General features: G+C 46.9%; 20 protein-coding genes and 1 other RNA gene. 3 read left to right on the top strand and 18 right to left on the bottom strand.

All coding sequences use genetic code 11. From position 1 onward, the window contains the following. Nucleotides 1–130: 130 nt before the first annotated feature. Complete coding sequence (hisJ, locus tag KNP98_RS01310) at nucleotides 131–925, top strand: histidinol-phosphatase HisJ (protein ID WP_214810576.1); 795 nt, start codon at nucleotides 131–133, stop codon at nucleotides 923–925. Between the two features lie 39 nt (nucleotides 926–964). On the opposite strand, the gene KNP98_RS01305 is transcribed toward hisJ, so the two are convergent. The 3 genes from KNP98_RS01305 to hxlA all read right to left on the bottom strand — a co-directional run bounded on the left by KNP98_RS01305 (nucleotide 965) and on the right by hxlA (nucleotide 3,158). Further along, nucleotides 965–1,744, bottom strand: coding sequence for a hypothetical protein (locus KNP98_RS01305; RefSeq protein ID WP_214810575.1), 780 nt, complete (start codon nucleotides 1,742–1,744; stop codon nucleotides 965–967). Between the two features lie 229 nt (nucleotides 1,745–1,973). Further along, a complete protein-coding gene (gene hxlB / locus KNP98_RS01300) occupies nucleotides 1,974–2,522 on the bottom strand; it encodes a 6-phospho-3-hexuloisomerase (RefSeq protein WP_028105789.1) in 549 nt (182 codons plus the stop codon). Further along, nucleotides 2,523–3,158 carry a 3-hexulose-6-phosphate synthase gene (hxlA, locus tag KNP98_RS01295; RefSeq protein WP_026827605.1) on the bottom strand — a complete coding sequence of 212 codons (636 nt, stop codon included), beginning with the start codon at nucleotides 3,156–3,158 and terminating at the stop codon, nucleotides 2,523–2,525. Nucleotides 3,159–3,362: 204 nt separating this feature from the next. On the opposite strand from hxlA, the gene KNP98_RS01290 reads away from it, so the two are divergent. Further along, nucleotides 3,363–3,728 (top strand): winged helix-turn-helix transcriptional regulator, encoded by a 366-nt coding sequence (locus KNP98_RS01290; RefSeq protein ID WP_214810574.1) that lies wholly within the window; start codon nucleotides 3,363–3,365, stop codon nucleotides 3,726–3,728. Nucleotides 3,729–3,783: 55 nt separating this feature from the next. Here KNP98_RS01290 and KNP98_RS01285 read toward each other — a convergent pair whose 3' ends face one another. From KNP98_RS01285 to KNP98_RS01215, 15 genes are all read right to left on the bottom strand, one after another. After that, nucleotides 3,784–4,293: a GNAT family N-acetyltransferase gene (locus KNP98_RS01285; protein WP_188004653.1), complete on the bottom strand. Its 510-nt coding sequence runs from the start codon at nucleotides 4,291–4,293 to the stop codon at nucleotides 3,784–3,786. Nucleotides 4,294–4,337: 44 nt separating this feature from the next. Continuing rightward, nucleotides 4,338–5,015, bottom strand: a complete 678-nt coding sequence (locus KNP98_RS01280; protein ID WP_251135123.1) for a DUF2290 domain-containing protein — start codon at nucleotides 5,013–5,015, stop codon at nucleotides 4,338–4,340. Between the two features lie 2 nt (nucleotides 5,016–5,017). Beyond that, complete coding sequence (locus KNP98_RS01275; RefSeq protein WP_214810573.1) at nucleotides 5,018–7,129, bottom strand: DEAD/DEAH box helicase; 2,112 nt, start codon at nucleotides 7,127–7,129, stop codon at nucleotides 5,018–5,020. Nucleotides 7,130–7,363: 234 nt separating this feature from the next. Continuing rightward, nucleotides 7,364–7,722, bottom strand: a transfer-messenger RNA (tmRNA) gene (ssrA, locus tag KNP98_RS01270). A gap of 58 nt (nucleotides 7,723–7,780) precedes the next feature. Further along, nucleotides 7,781–8,251: an SsrA-binding protein SmpB gene (gene smpB / locus KNP98_RS01265; RefSeq protein ID WP_088837732.1), complete on the bottom strand. Its 471-nt coding sequence runs from the start codon at nucleotides 8,249–8,251 to the stop codon at nucleotides 7,781–7,783. A 32-nt stretch (nucleotides 8,252–8,283) separates the two neighbouring features. After that, the gene (gene rnr / locus KNP98_RS01260; protein WP_214810572.1) at nucleotides 8,284–10,641 is read right to left on the bottom strand and encodes a ribonuclease R; all 2,358 of its coding nucleotides are present in this window, start codon (nucleotides 10,639–10,641) and stop codon (nucleotides 8,284–8,286) included. A gap of 14 nt (nucleotides 10,642–10,655) precedes the next feature. Beyond that, nucleotides 10,656–11,396: an alpha/beta hydrolase gene (locus tag KNP98_RS01255; RefSeq protein ID WP_214768830.1), complete on the bottom strand. Its 741-nt coding sequence runs from the start codon at nucleotides 11,394–11,396 to the stop codon at nucleotides 10,656–10,658. 101 nt (nucleotides 11,397–11,497) lie between these two features. Next, nucleotides 11,498–11,731: a preprotein translocase subunit SecG gene (secG, locus tag KNP98_RS01250; protein WP_029331335.1), complete on the bottom strand. Its 234-nt coding sequence runs from the start codon at nucleotides 11,729–11,731 to the stop codon at nucleotides 11,498–11,500. Between the two features lie 146 nt (nucleotides 11,732–11,877). Continuing rightward, nucleotides 11,878–12,792, bottom strand: coding sequence for a ribose ABC transporter substrate-binding protein RbsB (gene rbsB / locus KNP98_RS01245; RefSeq protein WP_214768832.1), 915 nt, complete (start codon nucleotides 12,790–12,792; stop codon nucleotides 11,878–11,880). 30 nt (nucleotides 12,793–12,822) lie between these two features. Then, the gene (gene rbsC, locus KNP98_RS01240) at nucleotides 12,823–13,782 is read right to left on the bottom strand and encodes a ribose ABC transporter permease (protein WP_029331338.1); all 960 of its coding nucleotides are present in this window, start codon (nucleotides 13,780–13,782) and stop codon (nucleotides 12,823–12,825) included. A gap of 10 nt (nucleotides 13,783–13,792) precedes the next feature. Further along, nucleotides 13,793–15,271 carry a sugar ABC transporter ATP-binding protein gene (locus KNP98_RS01235; RefSeq protein ID WP_214768833.1) on the bottom strand — a complete coding sequence of 493 codons (1,479 nt, stop codon included), beginning with the start codon at nucleotides 15,269–15,271 and terminating at the stop codon, nucleotides 13,793–13,795. A gap of 12 nt (nucleotides 15,272–15,283) precedes the next feature. Continuing rightward, nucleotides 15,284–15,673, bottom strand: coding sequence for a D-ribose pyranase (gene rbsD / locus KNP98_RS01230; RefSeq protein ID WP_214768835.1), 390 nt, complete (start codon nucleotides 15,671–15,673; stop codon nucleotides 15,284–15,286). Then, nucleotides 15,670–16,548: a ribokinase gene (gene rbsK / locus KNP98_RS01225; RefSeq protein ID WP_214768837.1), complete on the bottom strand. Its 879-nt coding sequence runs from the start codon at nucleotides 16,546–16,548 to the stop codon at nucleotides 15,670–15,672. The genes rbsD and rbsK overlap by 4 nt, the downstream gene beginning before the upstream one ends. Next, on the bottom strand, nucleotides 16,545–17,525 hold the full coding sequence (locus KNP98_RS01220) for a LacI family DNA-binding transcriptional regulator (RefSeq protein ID WP_088837739.1): 981 nt from the start codon (nucleotides 17,523–17,525) through the stop codon (nucleotides 16,545–16,547). The genes rbsK and KNP98_RS01220 overlap by 4 nt, the downstream gene beginning before the upstream one ends. A 181-nt stretch (nucleotides 17,526–17,706) precedes the next feature. Beyond that, nucleotides 17,707–18,039 carry a hypothetical protein gene (locus tag KNP98_RS01215; RefSeq protein ID WP_029331344.1) on the bottom strand — a complete coding sequence of 111 codons (333 nt, stop codon included), beginning with the start codon at nucleotides 18,037–18,039 and terminating at the stop codon, nucleotides 17,707–17,709. Nucleotides 18,040–18,191: 152 nt separating this feature from the next. Between KNP98_RS01215 and KNP98_RS01210 the strand changes: the two genes are divergently transcribed. Beyond that, a complete protein-coding gene (locus tag KNP98_RS01210; protein WP_088837740.1) occupies nucleotides 18,192–18,512 on the top strand; it encodes a hypothetical protein in 321 nt (106 codons plus the stop codon). Nucleotides 18,513–18,537: the final 25 nt, after the last annotated feature.

The raw sequence follows: 18,537 nt of genomic DNA, 5'->3' as shown, positions 1-18,537 counted from the left end.
TCGCCACTCCTTTATCTTATTATCACTGTACCACGCTAAATTATTTAACGATAAGATACCTTTTTTGTGGTCCGATTGTCAATCCTTTTGCCTGTTTTACTACCTAAAAAAACATATCGGAGGTTTTGTCATGCATTTACTGAAATGGGACGGTCACGTCCACAGCCCGTATTGTCCGCACGGAACGAAGGATCCACTCGAAGCGTATATCGAACGCGCCCTGTTACAAGGTCTCGAACGGATCAGCTTCACTGAGCACGCCCCGCTGCCGGAAGGACTCACCGACCCGGCACCCGATAACGACTCCGGGATGTCGTTTGCGACGGCCGAACGTTACATCGAGGAACTGAAGACGTTACGCGAGACATATAAAAACGACATCGAGATCCGGATCGGGATGGAGTTTGACTACTGGGAGCATGACGTCGACGGGACGCGTGACATCATCGCCCGCTACGGTCCTGAGCTGACGGACGGCATCCTGTCGCTCCATTACCTCTGGATCGAGGACCGTTATTACATGGTCGACTTCAGTAAAGAAAGTTTCGGTGAGATCGTCACGAAACTCGGCAGCGTCACAGCCGCCCACGAGCGCTACTACGAAGGCATCCAGGCACTCGTCATGACGGACTTAGGAAAACACCAGCCGAAGCGCCTCGGTCACTTGACGTTGCCGACGAAGTTTATCCAAGCCTATCCACTCGAGTCAAACCCGGTGAACCTTGACGATACGTTACGGAAAATCCGTCAGGCGGACTTCACGCTCGACGTCAACACAGCAGGACTCCGTAAGCCGTTATGTGGTCTTTCCTATCCTTACCCGGAACTCCTGCAAGTCACGCAGTCTTTATCGATTCCGCTCGTTTACGGATCGGATGCCCACCTCGCGAAAGATGTCGGGGCTGATTTTGATTTTAAATGGTAACAAAAAACCCGGATGCCGCCTGGCGTCCGGGTTTTAGCATTACATCGGGTAAGGGAAACCGTCTGAGCTGACAGGCGCAATCGTCACCGCCAACTGCTTCAGTTGCGAAAGCGACAGATTGCCGGATAAGAGGACGAGTTGATCGCCGTCCGCATAATATAGGTTCGCCCCTTGGTTGTTCTCCTGCATATAAGCCGTTCGGCCGTCTGCAAGTGTACTTGTCTTCCAGTCAGACGCAGCAACGTCCTGCTTCGGGAGGACCGTGATCACTACAGCATCCGTTTTCGTATGAAATAGCCACATCATCTTGGAATCTTGATTAGAGATTGTACTACTCTCAATCGCTTGAAATGTCGAGAACGGCAGTTTCAGACCGTTCGCCGCACTGGTAGCTTTTATCGGTTTGATGTCTTCAAACAGGATGTCTATTAAAATCCAAGTCTCTGCTTGTCGTTGATACGTCAGGAGGGCAAGGCGATTTGCCCCTTTCGGATAATGGAGTGTCGCCGTGGCATGGTCTCCGACGACGGCACTGCTCCATAAGTCGGTTGCTGTCGGATGTGCCGACGTCCCGTCCTTGAACTGAAATTTCAGGTGGCGACGGACCCCTTCTTCAAAGGAAGCCGCATCTTGCGGAAATGCATCCACTTTGATCCTCTTCACGATGGCATCTGATGCCGTTCCCCCGTCCGCCGTGGTATCATCGATCCATTTCATTTCTTGATGACTCGAGGGCAAAAGTTGTTCCGGTTCCGCACAACCGGTCAAGATAGTCGCAAGAAGCAATGTGCTGATCAAATCGAATCGTTTAAATCGCATGTGTCTCTCCTTCGTAAGATTCGTCATGCGTTTAGTATCGCACAGTTCACAACAACGTTTGGCATTTAATTTACAAAAATAAGGGAATCCAAGTTTTCTTACACCAAAAAATTGCTCAGAAATTCTGACCAATCAGTCATGTATATAATGAATGGATCAGCCCTACTACAAAAAAAGATTAGCCGTTTCTTCACTTCAAGAAGAGGACTAATCTTTTTACGTATCCATTTCACTCTAAGTTAGCATGTTTGCCGTACATCGTTTTTGAATCGAGTTGTTTCGCCGCCATGATGTGGAGAATCAACGCATCATAGAACAGCAACATCGTTTGTTCAAACAATGAGCCCATCGGCTGGACCGTTTCGTCTGCCGTGGCTGTCCGTTCTTTCGGCACGCCCGGCAGCTTGACGGTTAAGTCTGCTAACTTCGCCAGTGTCGACGTCGGCTCAATCGTGACGACCGCGACGGTTCCACCGATTTGTTTCGCTTTCTCGACGATCGGGACGAGTGTTTTTGTCTCACCAGATCCTGATCCGATGATCAACAAATCTCCTTCACGTAAGTTCGCTGTGACCGTCTCACCGACAACGTACGCATCGAAGTTCATGTGCATCAGACGCATGACAAATGCTTTGCCCATCAAGCCGGAGCGACCGGCTCCAGCGAGAAAGATCCGGTCTGCCTTTAGAACGGCTTCCGCGAGTTGCGTCGTCTCGGCTTGATCGATCGCTTCGACCGTTGACGTCAGCTCTTGTAAAATCGTTTGAATATGTGTCATTTACGCCTCTTGCAGCATCCGTCGCATCGTTGACGCTGTTCCTTGTTTGTCATCTTGTCCGGTAATCCCGCCACCGACGATGATCAGGTCAGGACGCGCTGCGATGACTTCCGGTAATGTCTCCATCTTGATGCCGCCAGCAACTGCTGTTTTGGCGTTTTTAACAACGGACTTGATTGTTGCGAGATCCTCGAACGAGTTTTGACCGACGGCTTGAAGATCGTAACCGGTGTGGACACAGATGTAGTCAACACCGAGTTCATCAAGTTCTTTCGCACGTGTCGCGATATCTTTAACAGCGATCATATCAACCAAAATCTTCTTGCCTGATTTTTTCGCTTCTTCAACGGCACCTTGGATCGACATATCTTCGGCTGCTCCAAGAATCGTCACGATATCGGCACCGTGTGCGACAGCTTGACTGACTTCATAGCCGGCAGCATCCATGATTTTTAAGTCGGCGAGAACCGTTAAGTTCGGGAATGCCGCTTTCATTTCTTTAACGGCACGAAGCCCTTCGTTGATGACGACCGGTGTCCCGATCTCAACGATATCTAAGTTTTCTTCACCAATTTCTTTGACTAAAGCGATGGCACCTGCTGTATCTACTAAATCGATTGCTAATTGTAATTTCATCATTAATCTCTCCCATTCTTCTCTCTATTTATGGATCCTGGCACTTCCTTCTGACGTTCGTGAAGGAACATGACTAAATATAATCCTCATAGACGAACTTGGGAAGTACGCACTTTTAATTTACATAGTGCGGTTTTTCATACATAGTGCGGAAAAGTATACTGTCGATGACAAGAGAGCTATACTGAAAAAGGAGGTGGATTGATGCCACATTTTGAAGACCGGCAGTTTAATTGTGAAAAGGAATTGACCCTATCGATCATCGGAGGGAAATGGAAGATGCTGATTCTTTGGCACCTCGGGAAAGAAGGCACCAAACGGTTCGGAGAGCTAAAAAGTCTGATGCCCGGCATTACGCAACGGATGCTCGTCAATCAATTACGGGAACTGGAAGATCACCATATCATTCACCGGGAAGTGTATCCGGTCGTTCCGCCGAAGGTCGAATATTCATTGACGCCACACGGCTTCAGCCTGATGCCGATTCTGGATGCAATGTACGACTGGGGCAAGGATTATGCCAAAAATGTCCTCGAAGTCGAGTTTGAACAACACAAATTGTCACAATAAAAAAGATGCTCGTCTGTCCCGTCTCAATCTGAGAGGAGGCAACCGAGCATCTTTTTTAGATTTCTTCTGCTGTAAATATTTTCGACATCGCCAGTTCATCGACGTACTCCCCGTCAATGAACAGCGAGGCAATCCGTGTTCCTTCGATGTTGAAGCCAAACTTATGATAAAGCTCGATTGCCCGCAGGTTATCTTTCCGGACCGTCAGTTCCAGCCGGACGAGTCCCGCTTCAACGGCAAAGGCATCGACTGCTTCGAGTAATCCGGCACCAAGCCCGCGACCCGTATAGGCATCGAGCAAGCCAATCACGAGGTTTGCTCGATGACGAATTCGGCTTGGTTTGCCACCGACGACCAACACATAGCCGACAAGTTGCTCATCGACATCGACGACGAAGATGTCCGAGTTTGCTGCCTGACCAAATCGTTCAATGAACGCTTCCGCCTGCTCCGTCGACATGCTGCGTTCTTCCGGTTCATACAACATATATTTCGTTTCCCGATCAATGCGTCGCATCAAGTCCGATAAGGCTTTTCCGTCCATCAACGTGGCACGTCGTATCATAGGTGTCAGCTCCGTTTTATAAGAAGATGTGTTTTAATCTAAGTTTAATTAAAATTAAAATGAATCAAATTCCTCTCATCATCAGTAATTGTTTCTAATAATTGATTTTCACACTTAAAATTCAAATTGTAATGTTTCATAGCTTTATGATAAAAATATCTGAAAATAAAGTCTACAAATTTTTTGGGACTAATTGGTCCACTTACAGGAATTCTACAGTTCTCAAATTGTCCAAAAGTTGCATGACATTTAGCATGATCCAGTTCTACATACAATTCTGGATCTTCATCATAATCGAACCTAAAAATAGTTGGAAGAGTGTTTTTTTTTAGAATGTCAGCATATAAATCGTGCACATCATAAATTTCAGGGTTGTCTTCATAAGAATATAAATTTATAGAAGGAAAGTATCCTAATCGGTGTGAAATCAGTTCCTCTCTATTATTAAATTTATACATCATTTGCACTAATGAACCATCAATTAGTTTGAAATTATAATTTGCTTCTCTATCAAGTGATTCATAGATCTCTTCATATTCAACATTTTTCATTACAATGGATAAGTCATTAATTTGTCCCCAACTAACTATATTATTACTACCTATCGGCTTAAGACTTGTAAAGTTTTGATTGATACATAGTTCGTGAGTTATGAGCGTTGTGATTATATCATCTATTTCACTTTTAGTGATTTTGCTAGTCATAGCTACTTTTTTTGACATTTTTAATCATCACCTAACTGTTTTTTTAATTCCTCCAGTAGCGATGCACGAATATCTTCTTTAAATATCTCTCCTTTATTTAAAGATTGTAGCAATTTTTCAATTTCTGTATTTTTTTGCTGTATCATCAATTGTTCATTAGCTGTTACATCGCGATTAACTATATTCATTTGTCGTCGTTCGCTTTCTGTTGGATAAATAAACTCCAGCTTAAAATCACGATCTTTCAATTCATTGTATTCTTGTACTAATAGATTCATATCTGAACCTACTCCCGTGATACGAACCCAAGCCTTACTTCTAGTAATCGCAGTAAATATAATATTTCTTTTTTTGGATAATTCTAGACCATCATAACATTCTTGACTGTTAATTACATAAACCATTGCAGCTTCATTTCCTTTTGCTCTATAAATACCAGTAAAAGTAATCGAGTCGTTTTCTGTAAATATATCAGGATTTGCAACACCTGCAATATGACTGTTTATTCCTTTTTCAAACAATATTTTTCTAATTAAGCCCACTTTATTTCTTGTATCAAGAGGATTAGTGTGTATAACCATAATATCTTGAAATCTAAGTTCATCTATTGTGATATTCTTTTGAATTTCATTTGCAATCCATTCTGCATGCTTATAATCATCTTCAAATGATTTTACGGAAATAATATCATCAATACTCGAGTGTTCTTCTAAAAATTGGGGACTTGCTTTTTCTGTTCTTTTCAAAACAACTGTTTGTCCATCTTCAAGATTACCTGACTCTACCTCATAACCAACATCTTTCCATAAGCTTTTGTTACCAAACATTTGAACCATAGGGTTTTTATATATACCAAATCCTAATGAATGTGCAGTAGCTAAAATTGGTCTAGAATTTCTATAACATGTTTCTAAAACTATGTCGGCTTTTGGATGGCCCTCTTCGTTTGTTAAATTCACTAAAGGTCTATCATATGAATCTAATCCAAATATTTCTTCTGGTGTTGGCATTATTCTTTTGTTCAGCGTTTGAAGTTCATCATATGCATAAATCAACATTTTAGGATCTTTTAATATCTCATAACACATTTTCAAAAATCCTGGAGTGAAATCTTGTGCTTCATCAACCAAAATTACATCATACATTTTTTCAAAATTATTTATAGATTTCAGTGCATTCTCAATTACGAAACCAAATTGGTTATCTCCATTAGGTTTCATCTCTTTTGCTGTGCTGAAATCATAATATTCAATACCATGAATTTTACAAACGTTATAATAAATCCCTTCAGACCTAGGACTACCCCATGCTTGAATAATTTTCACCTTATTCCAGTCAACTTCTTCTCTACTTAATTCATAAGTAAATCTAGTAATTAGATCTTCAAATTGCTTTTTTAATGATCGAGTATTAAATGTCACTGCAATTTTCCAATCTGCGTTTTTAACGTGGAGATATGCAACTTTCAATGCTAATATAATTGTTTTTCCAGATCCGGCTAATCCTCGAATTCTTTGTGGTCCATTTACAGTTTCAATTATAGCTGCACTTTGTTTATGATCTAAGTTAGCTATAGTCTCCTCTAGCTTCTTCAAAATCGACCCCTTAGAATTAGGATTAGATAACTCTTGTCGTTTCGGTACATTTTTAATTTTTGTTACTGCTTGCACAGATTGTAATAAGGCTTCAAAGTATTCGAAATTAGTCCAATTAATACTATCTAGGTATTCTCTTAAATTTTTGTGACTAGGTGAAATAATTACATCATCTGATAAATCAGATTCACCGCTATCTCGCCATCTATTTGCATAAGTAACTACATTTATTTCCACCATTAGCGTTCTTTTTTTAACTAAAGCGTTATAATCTTTTAACTTAATTTCTAATTTATTAAAAATCTCATCTCTTTCTTCTTCTCTATCTTCGAAAATTGCGTTTTCAACTAAATCAAATGCTAGAATTCCACATTTTTTAGAAATATATATAGCATCTAGATTTATCGCCCCTTCAACACTACCAATAATAGGATAACCCATATATAAAATCCCATCATCGTCATAACTCTCAAAAAAACTTATTAAATCATTAGCCACTGCATTTTTTTCTATCGATCCTCGAATTATATTAACCATTTTTTCACTCCGTTCATTTCCAAGTATCTAAAAATACTCCTTCATATAAATTTTAAACCTAAATTATAAATAGTGATATATTTAATTTTTCATATAAAACATACACATAAACAAAATATCTTCATATTAAAAATTAAGGCAGATCGACTTAAACACCTTGCTACTTTAGTAATAAAAAAAACCCTTGAGTTCACAAGGGTTTTTTTCAAACATTGAAATCCTTAAGATTTCAGGGTATGGAGACGGTGGGAGTCGAACCCACGTCCGAAGGCATCGTATACTTAAGCTTCTACGTGTGTAGTCAATTTATTGGGATCTCGTCGTCAGGCTGCCAATTGACAGGCGTCCGTCCGACCAGTCTGATTTCATCTCTTCTCTTTCCCTCCAGACGGAAGGGTCCAAGCGTAGCCTGTTTAAAGTGAGACCCTAGAAATCAGCCGACCAGGCGACGGCTGCTAGGATCCGTAGCAACTGTTACGCTGCTGCGAGTTGTGTGTTAGTTTTGCCAGTTATGGCTGATGCGTTTTTACGAGGCCGACCCCTCGACACGCCACAGAAGACCGAACTACCCCCGTCGAATCCGTAACGTCCCCAAGATATAAAATTGGGGCTTTCCGAATACTATTATAATAGCAGAAAAGTGTTACGGGTTCAATACTTTTGCTTGTCTCGTAACGCACGGTCGATATCGCGTTTCGCATCCTTCTTCTTCAGATCGTCGCGTTTGTCGAATTTCTTCTTCCCGCGGCCGAGTCCGATCAGACATTTTGCGTAGCCGTTCTTGATGTAGACCTTCAGCGGCACGATCGTGTAGCCGTCGCGCGAGACCGATCCCATCAAGGTCGCAATCTGTTTTTTGTGCAGCAACAGTTTCCGCGGACGGAGCTGTTCATGGTTGTACCGGTTCCCTTGTTCGAAATGGGCGATGTTCGAGTTCCAGAGAATCGCTTCCCCGCCGTCGAACCGGACGAACGCGTCGCCGATACTGATTTTTCCTTTACGGACCGATTTGATTTCGGTTCCCGTCAAGACGAGACCCGCTTCGATCGTATCTTCAATCGCATAATCAAACGACGCCCGTTTGTTGTTGGCTAATACTTTTGAACTTGTCCCTTTTGGCATCTCTCTTCCACCACATTTCTAAACAGAAGCGCTTATTTGCGCTTCCGTTTTTTATTCGAGACCGCTTTATGGAATGGCGGTTTATCCTTCTTGTCTTTCCCGGCGAAGCCTTTGCCTTTCGCCTGGTCCTTCGGTTTCCCCGGCCGTTTCGACTTGCCGCGACGGTCGTCTTTCTTGTCGTCGCGTTTTTGTCCCGGACTGCCGCCGCTTGAGCGAATCGTCTTCGACTCAAACCGTTTCTTCGGTTGGCGTTCCGGCATCCCGACGACCGCGAAGTCAATCGTCTTCTCATCGATGTTGACACCAGTGACTTTAATCTCGACGACGTCGCCGATCCGGAACTGTTGTTTCGTCCGTTCGCCGATCAACTGGTAGTTCGCTTCATCATACCGGTAGAAGTCATCCGTCATCGCTTGGATGTGGACGAGTCCTTCAATCGTGTTCGGTAACTCGACGAACATGCCGAAGTTCGTCACGCCGCTGACGACCCCTTCAAACGTCTCGCCGATGTGTTGCTCCATGTACTCGGCTTTCTTCAGGGCATTCGTTTCGCGTTCGGCGTCAACGGCACGACGTTCACGTTTTGAGGCGTGATCGGCGATTTCTGGCAGCATTTCCGCATAACGGTCCTGTGTCTTTTGCGATTTATCATTAAAGATGATGTACTCGCGTAAGAGACGGTGGACCATCAAGTCGGGATAGCGGCGGATCGGTGACGTGAAGTGCGTGTAGAAATCGGTCGACAGACCAAAGTGACCGATCGGCTCGACGTCATATTTCGCTTGTTGGAGCGACCGTAACATGACCGTACTGACGACGGCTTCTTCCGGTTCGCCTTCGACGGCGTTCAGAATCGTCTGCAACGTCTTCGGTGTGACTGACTCGCCCTTGCGTTCAACATTGATCCCGAAGTTGGCGATGAACTTGAAGAACGTATCGAGACGTTCAGCTTTCGGCTCATCGTGGATCCGGTACATGAACGGCAGTTTTTGATGTTGGACGTGTTCGGCGACGGTTTCGTTCGCTGCAAGCATGAACTCTTCAATCAACTTCTCAGCGACTGACCGTTCCCGTAACAGGATATCGCTCGTCTTGCCTTCTTCATTGACGAGGACCTTCGCTTCCGGGAAGTCGAAGTTGATCGCCCCACGGCGCGAGCGGCGTTCGCGGAGAATCGCTGCCAGTTCCGCCATCTGATCGAAGTTGTCGACGAGATCGTGATATTTCGCGATCACTTCTTCATCTTCGCGTTCGATGATTTTCCGGACATCGGTATACGTCATCCGTTCCGTCGTCTTGATGACACTCTGTAAAATCTCTTGGTTGACGACAGCACCGTTCTTGTCGATTTCCATGATACAGCTCAGCGTCAACCGATCGACGTGCGGGTTGAGTGAACAAATCCCGTTCGACAGACGGTGCGGAATCATCGGAATGACTCGGTCGACGAGATAGACACTCGTCCCGCGTTCGCGTGCTTCTTCGTCGAGCGGTGAATCTTCCTTGACGTAGTGTGAGACGTCGGCGATATGGACACCGAGCTCATAGTTGCCGTTCGCAAGTTTCTTGACGTGGACGGCATCATCCAAGTCCTTCGCGTCAGCACCATCAATCGTCACTGTGACTTCGTTCCGTAAGTCAACCCGACCGACGAGGTCCTTCTCATCGATTTGATCCGGAATGTTGTTCGCTTCCGCAATCGCTGCGTCCGAGAAGTCGACGTTGATGCCGTGCTTATGGACGATCGATAGGATATCGACACCTGGGTCATTTTTATGCCCGATGATTTGTAAGACTTTTGCGGTCCCGGCGTAACGGCCGTCCGGGTACTTCGTGATCCGGGCGAGGACTTTATGTCCGTCGACGGCACCGAGCGTATCTTCGTCCGCGACGACCGGCAGGAACGTCAGCTTCGAGTCATCCGGTTCGATGTAGGCGATCGATTCAATCCGTCCTTTAGGACTGACGAACGTCCCGACGAAATCAGCCGGTCCGCGTGAAAGAATCTTGAGTAACTTGCCTTCACGGCGGTCGCCGCCGTTTGATTCGGCGAAGACTTTGACGAGGACACGGTCGCCGTTATAGACGTTACCGAGTTCCGGGGCCGGCAGGAAGATATCGCCTGCTGAACCGTCTTCCGGTGAAACGAATCCGAATCCGCGTTGGTGGACGGAGATTTTCCCGGCGACTTGCCCGATTTGCGCGAGCGTGCCGTATTTGTTCGAGCGGGTCCGGGCGACGAGTGCCTCTTCTTCGAGTGCGTTCAACGTCCGGATCAATTCTTTGAATTCTGTTGTATCCGATAGTTCTAGTTTTTTCGTTAATTGATCGATCGACAGCGGACGTTCTTCCGCCGTGATGACCTCGAGTATTCGTTCACGTAATTCCAACGTGACACCTCCAGTTAATTGCTCCAGTTCAACGATTCTAAAAAGTCATGAATGTCCGCATGGAGCTTATCTTTTTCTTTGTCGAGCGTAATGACATGACCTGAGTTCTCATACCAGATCAGCTCTTTTTGGAAGGCACTGACACCATCATGAATGATGTTGGCCGAGTCCGTATTGATCATATGATCATTGCGGGCCTGGACGACGAGTGTCGGTGCATAGACATCTTCGAGTGAATCGCGTGTGTCTTTCAGCAACGCTTGTAAATCTTTTAAGGTCGGCATCGGTTCGAACGCTGCCATTTCCTGTTCGATTTGTTCCGGTGACTTTCCTTCTCGTTTCTTAAATTCGATAGCGTACTCGGTAACGCCTGCATACATGACGTCTTCACTTTTAATATAAGCGGGTGCGCACATCGGAATGACCGCTTTGACGGGACGGTTCATCGACAGTTTCAGTGACATGACGCCACCGAGCGATAATCCGCAGACGGCGATTTCGTCGTACCCTTTCGCGACGAGCTCTTCGTACCCGTCGAGGACGTCCTGCCACCAGTCGGCTGGCCCGGTCTTCGTCAGCTCTTCGGGTGGGGCGGCGTGCCCTTTATATTGTGGGGCGAGTGATGTATAGCCCTGTTTTTGCAGGTAACGGCCGAGGATCCGGACATCGGCACTCGAACCCGTGAAGCCATGTAACAGTAAGACGGCCCGTTTGCCGGCTTCAAAAAAGAATGGTTTTGGTAATGTAATTTTCATAAAATGATTCCCCCTCTAACTCTATACCCCAAAATGAAAATTTAGAAATCGAGAAAACAAGAAAAAACGACAGCGCAAACGTACGGCTGTCGTTTCAATACTCACTTATAAAAAGCGACGAGTAACGCCAAAATAAAGAATAAAGCTCCTAAAACAGATGCCACACGATTCAGGACCGCATCCAAGCCACGAGCTTTTTGGCGACCAAATAATTGTTCTGCCCCACCAGTTAATGCTCCGAGTCCAGCCGTACGGCCTGACATCAAGAGAACGACAATGATGAGAAGAACGGAAACGACGATGAGGCCGACAAGAGCCACGTTATGAATGATCATCGATGATCCTCCTTCAATAATATACGCTTCTTTCATTATAGAGAAAAACAGGTACGGGAACAAGGAATAGATTTATCGGATTCCAGTTCCTGCAAAAAAACATCAGCCGCTCAAGGATTGCTCCAGTGCGACTGATGATAGAAGACTTATTGTTTGATGAGATCGAGTTCGACTGGAATGTTCTTGTCGACTGTCTCGCCTTTCAAGTGTTTGATTGCTGTCTCGATGCCCATCTTCCCGATTTCTGTCGGTTTTTGCGCAACTGTTCCTGCCATCTTGCCATCTTTAACGGCTTTGACAGCATCGTCTGTCGCGTCAAATCCGATGACTTTGACATCTTCCATGCCGGCTGCTTTCAATGCTTCGACAGCACCGAGTGCCATTTCGTCATTGTGGGCGAAGACTGCTTTGATGTCTTTGTTGTTTTGAAGAATGTTTTCCATGACCGACAGACCTTTTGCCCGGTCGAAGTTGGCTGATTGTTTTGCAACGACGTCCAGTTTCCCGTCGACTGCCGCGTGGAACCCTTCGCCGCGGTCACGCGTTGCGGAAGCACCCGGAATCCCTTCAAGTTCAACGACTTTTGCTTTGTCGCCAACGAGTTCGATCATGTATTCACCGGCTTGTTTTCCACCTGCGACGTTATCCGACGCGATGTGGGCGATGACGTCACCGGCTTCAGCGTTCCGGTCGACCGTGATGACTGGAATGTTTGCATCGTTTGCTGTTTGGACGGCCGCACCGACTGCTGCTGAATCCGTTGGGTTGATCAAGATGAGATCGACTTTCTTTTGAATCATGTCTTCGATGTCGCTTGCTTGTTTTGCCGCGTCATCTTGTGCATCTGCGACTTGCAGTGTTGCGCCTTGTGCTTTTGCTTCTTCTTCGGCGCCTTCTTTAAGTGAAACGAAGAACGGGTTGTTCAGTGTCGAGATTGAGAGACCAATCTTAAAGTCCTTTGTCTTCGTCTCTTTTTCTGTGTCACTGCCTGGCTGCTCTGTCGAACACGCTGCTGCGAACACCATCAAGGCCATCATGACGAGTGCAAGTAATTTTTTCATCTGTAATTTCCTCCTTCAAAATGTGTGTGATTACGTCGTTTGTTTCCGGTCTGCGAGAACGGCGAACAGGATGACGAGTCCTTTGACGACAAGTTGGAAGAACGATGACACACCGAGTAAGTTCAAGCCGTTGTTGAGTGTCCCGATAATCAAGGCCCCGATCAATGTTCCGACGATCCAACCGCGACCACCGGATAGACTTGTCCCGCCGAGGACGACGGCTGCGATTGCGTCGAGTTCATACGATGTTCCTGCTGTCGGTTGCGCCGAGTTGAGGCGTGACGTCAGGATGATGCCGGCGAGTGCTGCCATCAAGCCGGATAGCGAGTAAATCATGATTTTGACTTTGTTGACTTGAATCCCCATCAATTTCGCCGCTTCTTCATTTCCACCAATGGCATATGTGTAACGCCCGAACGTCGTTTTCTTCAAGATGAAGTAAAGGACCGCGAAGGCGATTAACATCGTCACGACCGGTACAGGGAAGATCCAAAAGTAACCCCGACCGAATAATTCAAACCATCCACCTTGCCCGAGTCCTGTGATGGGTCGTCCGTCCGTATAGACGAGCGTCAGGCCACGGAAGATCGTCATCGTCGCCAGTGTCGCGATGAACGGTGCGACTTTCCCGAGTGAGATGACCATGCCGTTTAACGCACCCATGATAGCACCGACGATCAGTCCGGCGAGAACGGCAATAATGGCTGACGTTCCGTCCGTCATCAGTCCGGCGACGAACGCCGACGATAAGGCGAGAATCGAACCGACCGATAAATCAATCCCACCCGTCAAGATGACGAACGTCATGCCGAAGGCGATCAAGGCGTTGATCGACACTTGGCGTAAAATGTTGAATAAGTTATTGAGTGTTAAAAAGTCCGGTTCCATAATCGATACGACGAGCACAATCGCGAACAGCCCGGCGAGCGGACCGAGCTTCTGCCCGATTCCGAGCCGGCGCGGTTTCTTTTCCGTCAGTTTCCCTTGCATCAATTCCATCTCATTGTCCTCCTGTCGCAAGTGTCATGATACTTTCTTGCGTCGCCTCTTGTTGTTCGAGCATCCCGCTCACTTGTCCTTCCCGCATCACGTAGACGCGGTCACTCATCCCGAGAATCTCCGGGAGGTCGGAACTGATCATGATGATCGCGACACCAGACGCGGCGAGCTCATTCATAATCAGGTAAATTTCTTTTTTTGCACCGACGTCGACACCACGTGTCGGTTCGTCGAGGATCAAGACATCCGGTTTCGTCCCGAGCCATTTCGCGAGGACAACCTTTTGCTGATTCCCGCCGGAGAGTGACTTCGCCGGTTGATCCATCGAACTGTGACGGACCGACAACGACTTGAGATAGCCTTCCGCGAACTGGCGCTCCGACTGATCGGAGATGACACCCGACTTCGCTAACGACCGAATCGTCGGCAAAGAGATGTTCTCCCGGAGTGAGAAGTCGAGGAACAAGCCCTCGCCTTTTCGGTCTTCCGTCAAGAAACCAAGTCCTTGTTTGATTGCATCGTGCGGTGATTTGATGTTGATGACGTTGCCATTCAGCTTGATTGTTCCTGCCTTCAAGCGATCAACACCGAACAGACCACGCATGACTTCCGTCCGTCCCGCTCCCATCAAACCGGAAAAGCCGACGATTTCACCGGCACGGACGGAAAACGAGACGTCTTCAAACCGTTTCCCCGTCGCTCCCGTCACTTCTAAGACCGTGTCACCGTGTGTAACCTTGCGTTCCGGGTAGCGTTCACCCATCTCGCGTCCGACCATTTCGCGGACGATTTGTTCAAATGATGTCTCAGCGATCCGGTGGGTCGAGACGGAGACCCCGTCCCGCAAGACGGTGATCCGGTCACACAGTTCGAAGATTTCTTCCATCCGGTGCGAGATGTAGACGATTGAGACGCCTTGCTCGCGTAACGCCGTCGCGACACTGAACAGGGCGCGAATCTCACGTTCCGTCAAGGCAGCTGTCGGTTCATCCATGATGATGACCTTTGCGTGCGTCATCAGTGCTTTTGCGATCTCAATCATCTGTTGTTGCCCGACCGATAACGTCCGCGCCAGTTGATTGACATCCATGAAGACGTTCAGTTCCGCCAGTTCCCGTTCCGCGAGTCGTTTCATTTCCGCCTGTTTCAACACACCGAAGCGTGATTTCAACTCACGACCGAGGAACAGATTTTCCGTCACCGTCAAATCAGGCAGAATGTTTAACTCCTGGTGAATGAAGGCAATCCCCGCTTCTTCCGCCAGTTTCGGATTTTTATAGTGTTGTTCGACACCATCGACTTGAATCGTTCCCTCGTCCGCTTTATGGACACCGGTCAAGATTTTCATCAGCGTTGACTTACCGGCTCCGTTCTCGCCCATCAAGGCATGAATTTCACCTGTCGCGAGTTCGAAGTCGACACCCTTTAAGACGGGCACGGGACCAAACGCTTTTGTGATTCCTGTCATCTCAATGTGCATCGTGCTTCCCCCTTAAAAAATGACGCCGGCGTGTAAAATTACATTGGCGTAAGGTGTCGCTTCACCTGTCCGGATGATGACTTTCGCCTGCTTCGTCAGTTCTTTAAACGCTTCGTGCGAGACGTATTCCGTCGTCACGTTTAATTGACTGACCATAGTGAGCGCCGCTTCGTTTGCTTCCTTGATTTCGGTTGCCAGTGTCACCTGTTCAACCGCCATGTCGTCCGCGACGACGCGCAAGACGTCGGCAAACGCCGGTGTCCCGAGTTCGAGCGCTAAATCAATCCGCGCAACGCCGGTCGGAATCGGTAAGCCGCAATCAGCGATGACGATCATATCGGTATGACCGAGATCTGCTAAGACTTTACTGATTTGACTGTTCAAAATGCCGTGTCGTTTCATACTTCGACCTCCATCTGTTCCCGCGATGGCATGCCGCCTTGAGCACCGAACGCCCGGACGGACATACCGGCTGCCTTGTTCGCAAAGCGAATCGCTTCCGTCAGTGACTTTCCTTCCGTCAACGCGACTGCGAGTGCCCCGTTGAACGTATCGCCGGCACCGGTCGTATCGACGACGTCCGTCTTAATCGCCGGCACCGTCACGATGGCGTTGCTGTCATAGAAACGGGCACCGCGGCTGCCTTCCGTTACAATCAATTTATTCGGATACTGGCTTAACCAATGTTCGAGAGATTGCTGTTGTCCGAAAATCAAGCCACATTCATGTTCGTTTGGTGTTAAGTACGTCACGTCTTCGAGCAACTCGTCGTCAAGGACGATGGCTGGCGCCGGATTCAAGATAACGGGAATACCGTGCTCTTTTCCGTAACGCGCCACCTGTTTGACCGTTTCCAGTGGAATTTCGAGCTGTAATAAAATCATGTCCGTCTGACCGAGCAAGCTGTCGAGCTGGCTCTCATCATAGACGACGGCTAAGTTCGCCGACTGGACGACGACGATTGAGTTGTCGCCTTCAGCGAGCGTGATGTGGGCCGTTCCCGTCCGTTCGTTCGCGATCGTTCGGAGGTGTGTCGTCCCGACGTGTTCCGCTTCGAAGTTTTGGCGAATCGCTGTCCCGCTCGCATCGTCACCGATGCACCCGACCATCTCGACGCTCCCGCCGAGTCGGGCAATCGCGACTGCTTGATTCGCCCCCTTACCACCCGGGACGGTATGAAACGCTGAGCCGATGACTGTTTCACCCGCTGACGGACGACGATCGCTTTCAACGACCAGGTCCATCGAGATACTCCCTACTACACTGATTTGTTTCATATTTGTTCATCCTTCCGCTTCGTCGTTTCCCGTTCGATGACTTCGACCGTCAACTCATGATGGACGGCCGCGATTTCTTTTCCTTCAATTCGTTGAATCAGCAACTTCGCCGCCAGTTCCCCCATCTGATAAATCGGTTGGGCGATCGTCGTCAGTGGCGGTGAAATCATTTGTCCGAGCTCGATTCCGTCATACCCGATGACTTGCAGTTGCTCAGGAATCGCAATCCCGCGTTCTGCCGCGACTTGAATCGTTGCCGCTGCGATGACATCGTTCGCTGCAAAAATTCCGTTACAGGTATAGTGGTCGAACAAATAGTTCGCCGCGTCGAGTGCGCCTTGAAAATGAAACGGGGACTCGATGCTTGCGACGAGATGTTTTCCTGCGACTTCTTCAAAACCATCCCGGCGTTTTTTGATCGTCGGTAACTTTGACGGCCCACTGATGACGACGAGTTCATCCGCTCCGTGATCGAGTAAAAATTGAGCTGCCTTCTTCCCGCCGTCGTACCCGTTTGATGTGACGGTCGGGATTGCTCCTTGTAACACCCGGTCGAGTGCGACGATCGGCACTTCGATGGTTTCATAGTTCGGGTTGTTCGAGTAGTTCGTCGTAATGATCAATCCATCGACATGCATCGCTTCGAGAGACTGGATATATTCATGTTCTTTCTGAAACTGTTCATCCGTGTTACACAAAATCACTTGATATCCATGCTTATGTGCCATATCCTCGACGGCACGTGCCAGTTGGGGAAAATAAGGGTTTGTGATGTCCGGTACGATCAATCCAATCAATCCTGATCGTTTTTGAAACAAGGAACGGGCGACACGATTCGGTCGATAATCAAGCTGTTTAACCGCTTGAAGCACCGCCACACGCGCTTTTTCGCTGACATATCCTTTTTCATTCATGACGCGTGATACCGTTGCGACTGATACATTTGCCACTTTCGCTACTTCCCGGATGGTCGACATGATTTCGCCACCTCTTTCTTTTGATAACGCTTACAATATGTATCATATTGTGTAACCGGTTACACATCAACCGTTTTCCGTAAAATATATTTTATTTATTTTATTCCGCTTACTTTCTAAAACTCCATACATAGCAAAAAAGTACGAAAAAAACGCTTCATACGAACGTTTTTCGTACTTTTCAAGAGTGTTGGTGTCGTTTTTTAAAAGCTCTTCGAAGGATCGCAATGACGAACGCGAGGATCGCGAGCGGTTCGAATAAGTAGATCAGCAAAAATGTAACATCGATGATGGCATCTTGCGGATTGTACCGTAAGATATAAATCGCACCCGGTAGTAAGGCAATCAATCCCCCGACACCCAGGATGGTTCCGATGATTAAACTTTGTCGTGAGAAACGACTCGTGATTTGATAAAGTCCGATGAATAGAATCAATTCCGTGAAATAGATGATACGTAACGGAATATCGTCAATCGATGTCTCCATTCCTAGAAATAAATAACGAAACAGCATGATTCTTCCCTCCCCGTTCTTTCTTCTGTACCCGGTTATTGATTCGATTAATGCAACAACTGCGACTTGACTGCATATCCTAGCTTAATTTAGGGAACTAAACTAGAGGATAGAGGTTAAATCAAGGATATAAGAGAAAGTTGGGGGTTTCGGTGAAAGAAGAATATTCAATGAAAGTCGTCAGCTGTTTAAATGATTTTTTTAAAAACAACAAAGAACCACTCGAAGTCGATTTACTGCGTGGACTTCCACCCGTCGTCTTGTTGCTAAAAGATGGAGCAAAACGATCATTTCCTGTTGAAACCAATCTTCATGATGAATTGCTGAGTGATATCAAGCGACTTGTGCAAGAATGTCTGGATCCGGAGACCTTGCGCAATCTTGATATCGACACAGATTTACCTGAATTTTTTGTCACGAAAGCACCACTGTATTCACCGTATCATTACCTCGTTACGTTTATTGAGGATTGATTTCAAAGCGTAAAATTTCATTTTA

The sequence above is a fragment of the Exiguobacterium sp. s127 genome (assembly GCF_018618695.1).
GTDB classification, from domain to species: domain Bacteria; phylum Bacillota; class Bacilli; order Exiguobacteriales; family Exiguobacteriaceae; genus Exiguobacterium_A; species Exiguobacterium_A oxidotolerans.
This window is presented reverse-complemented; position numbering and strand designations above follow the sequence as displayed.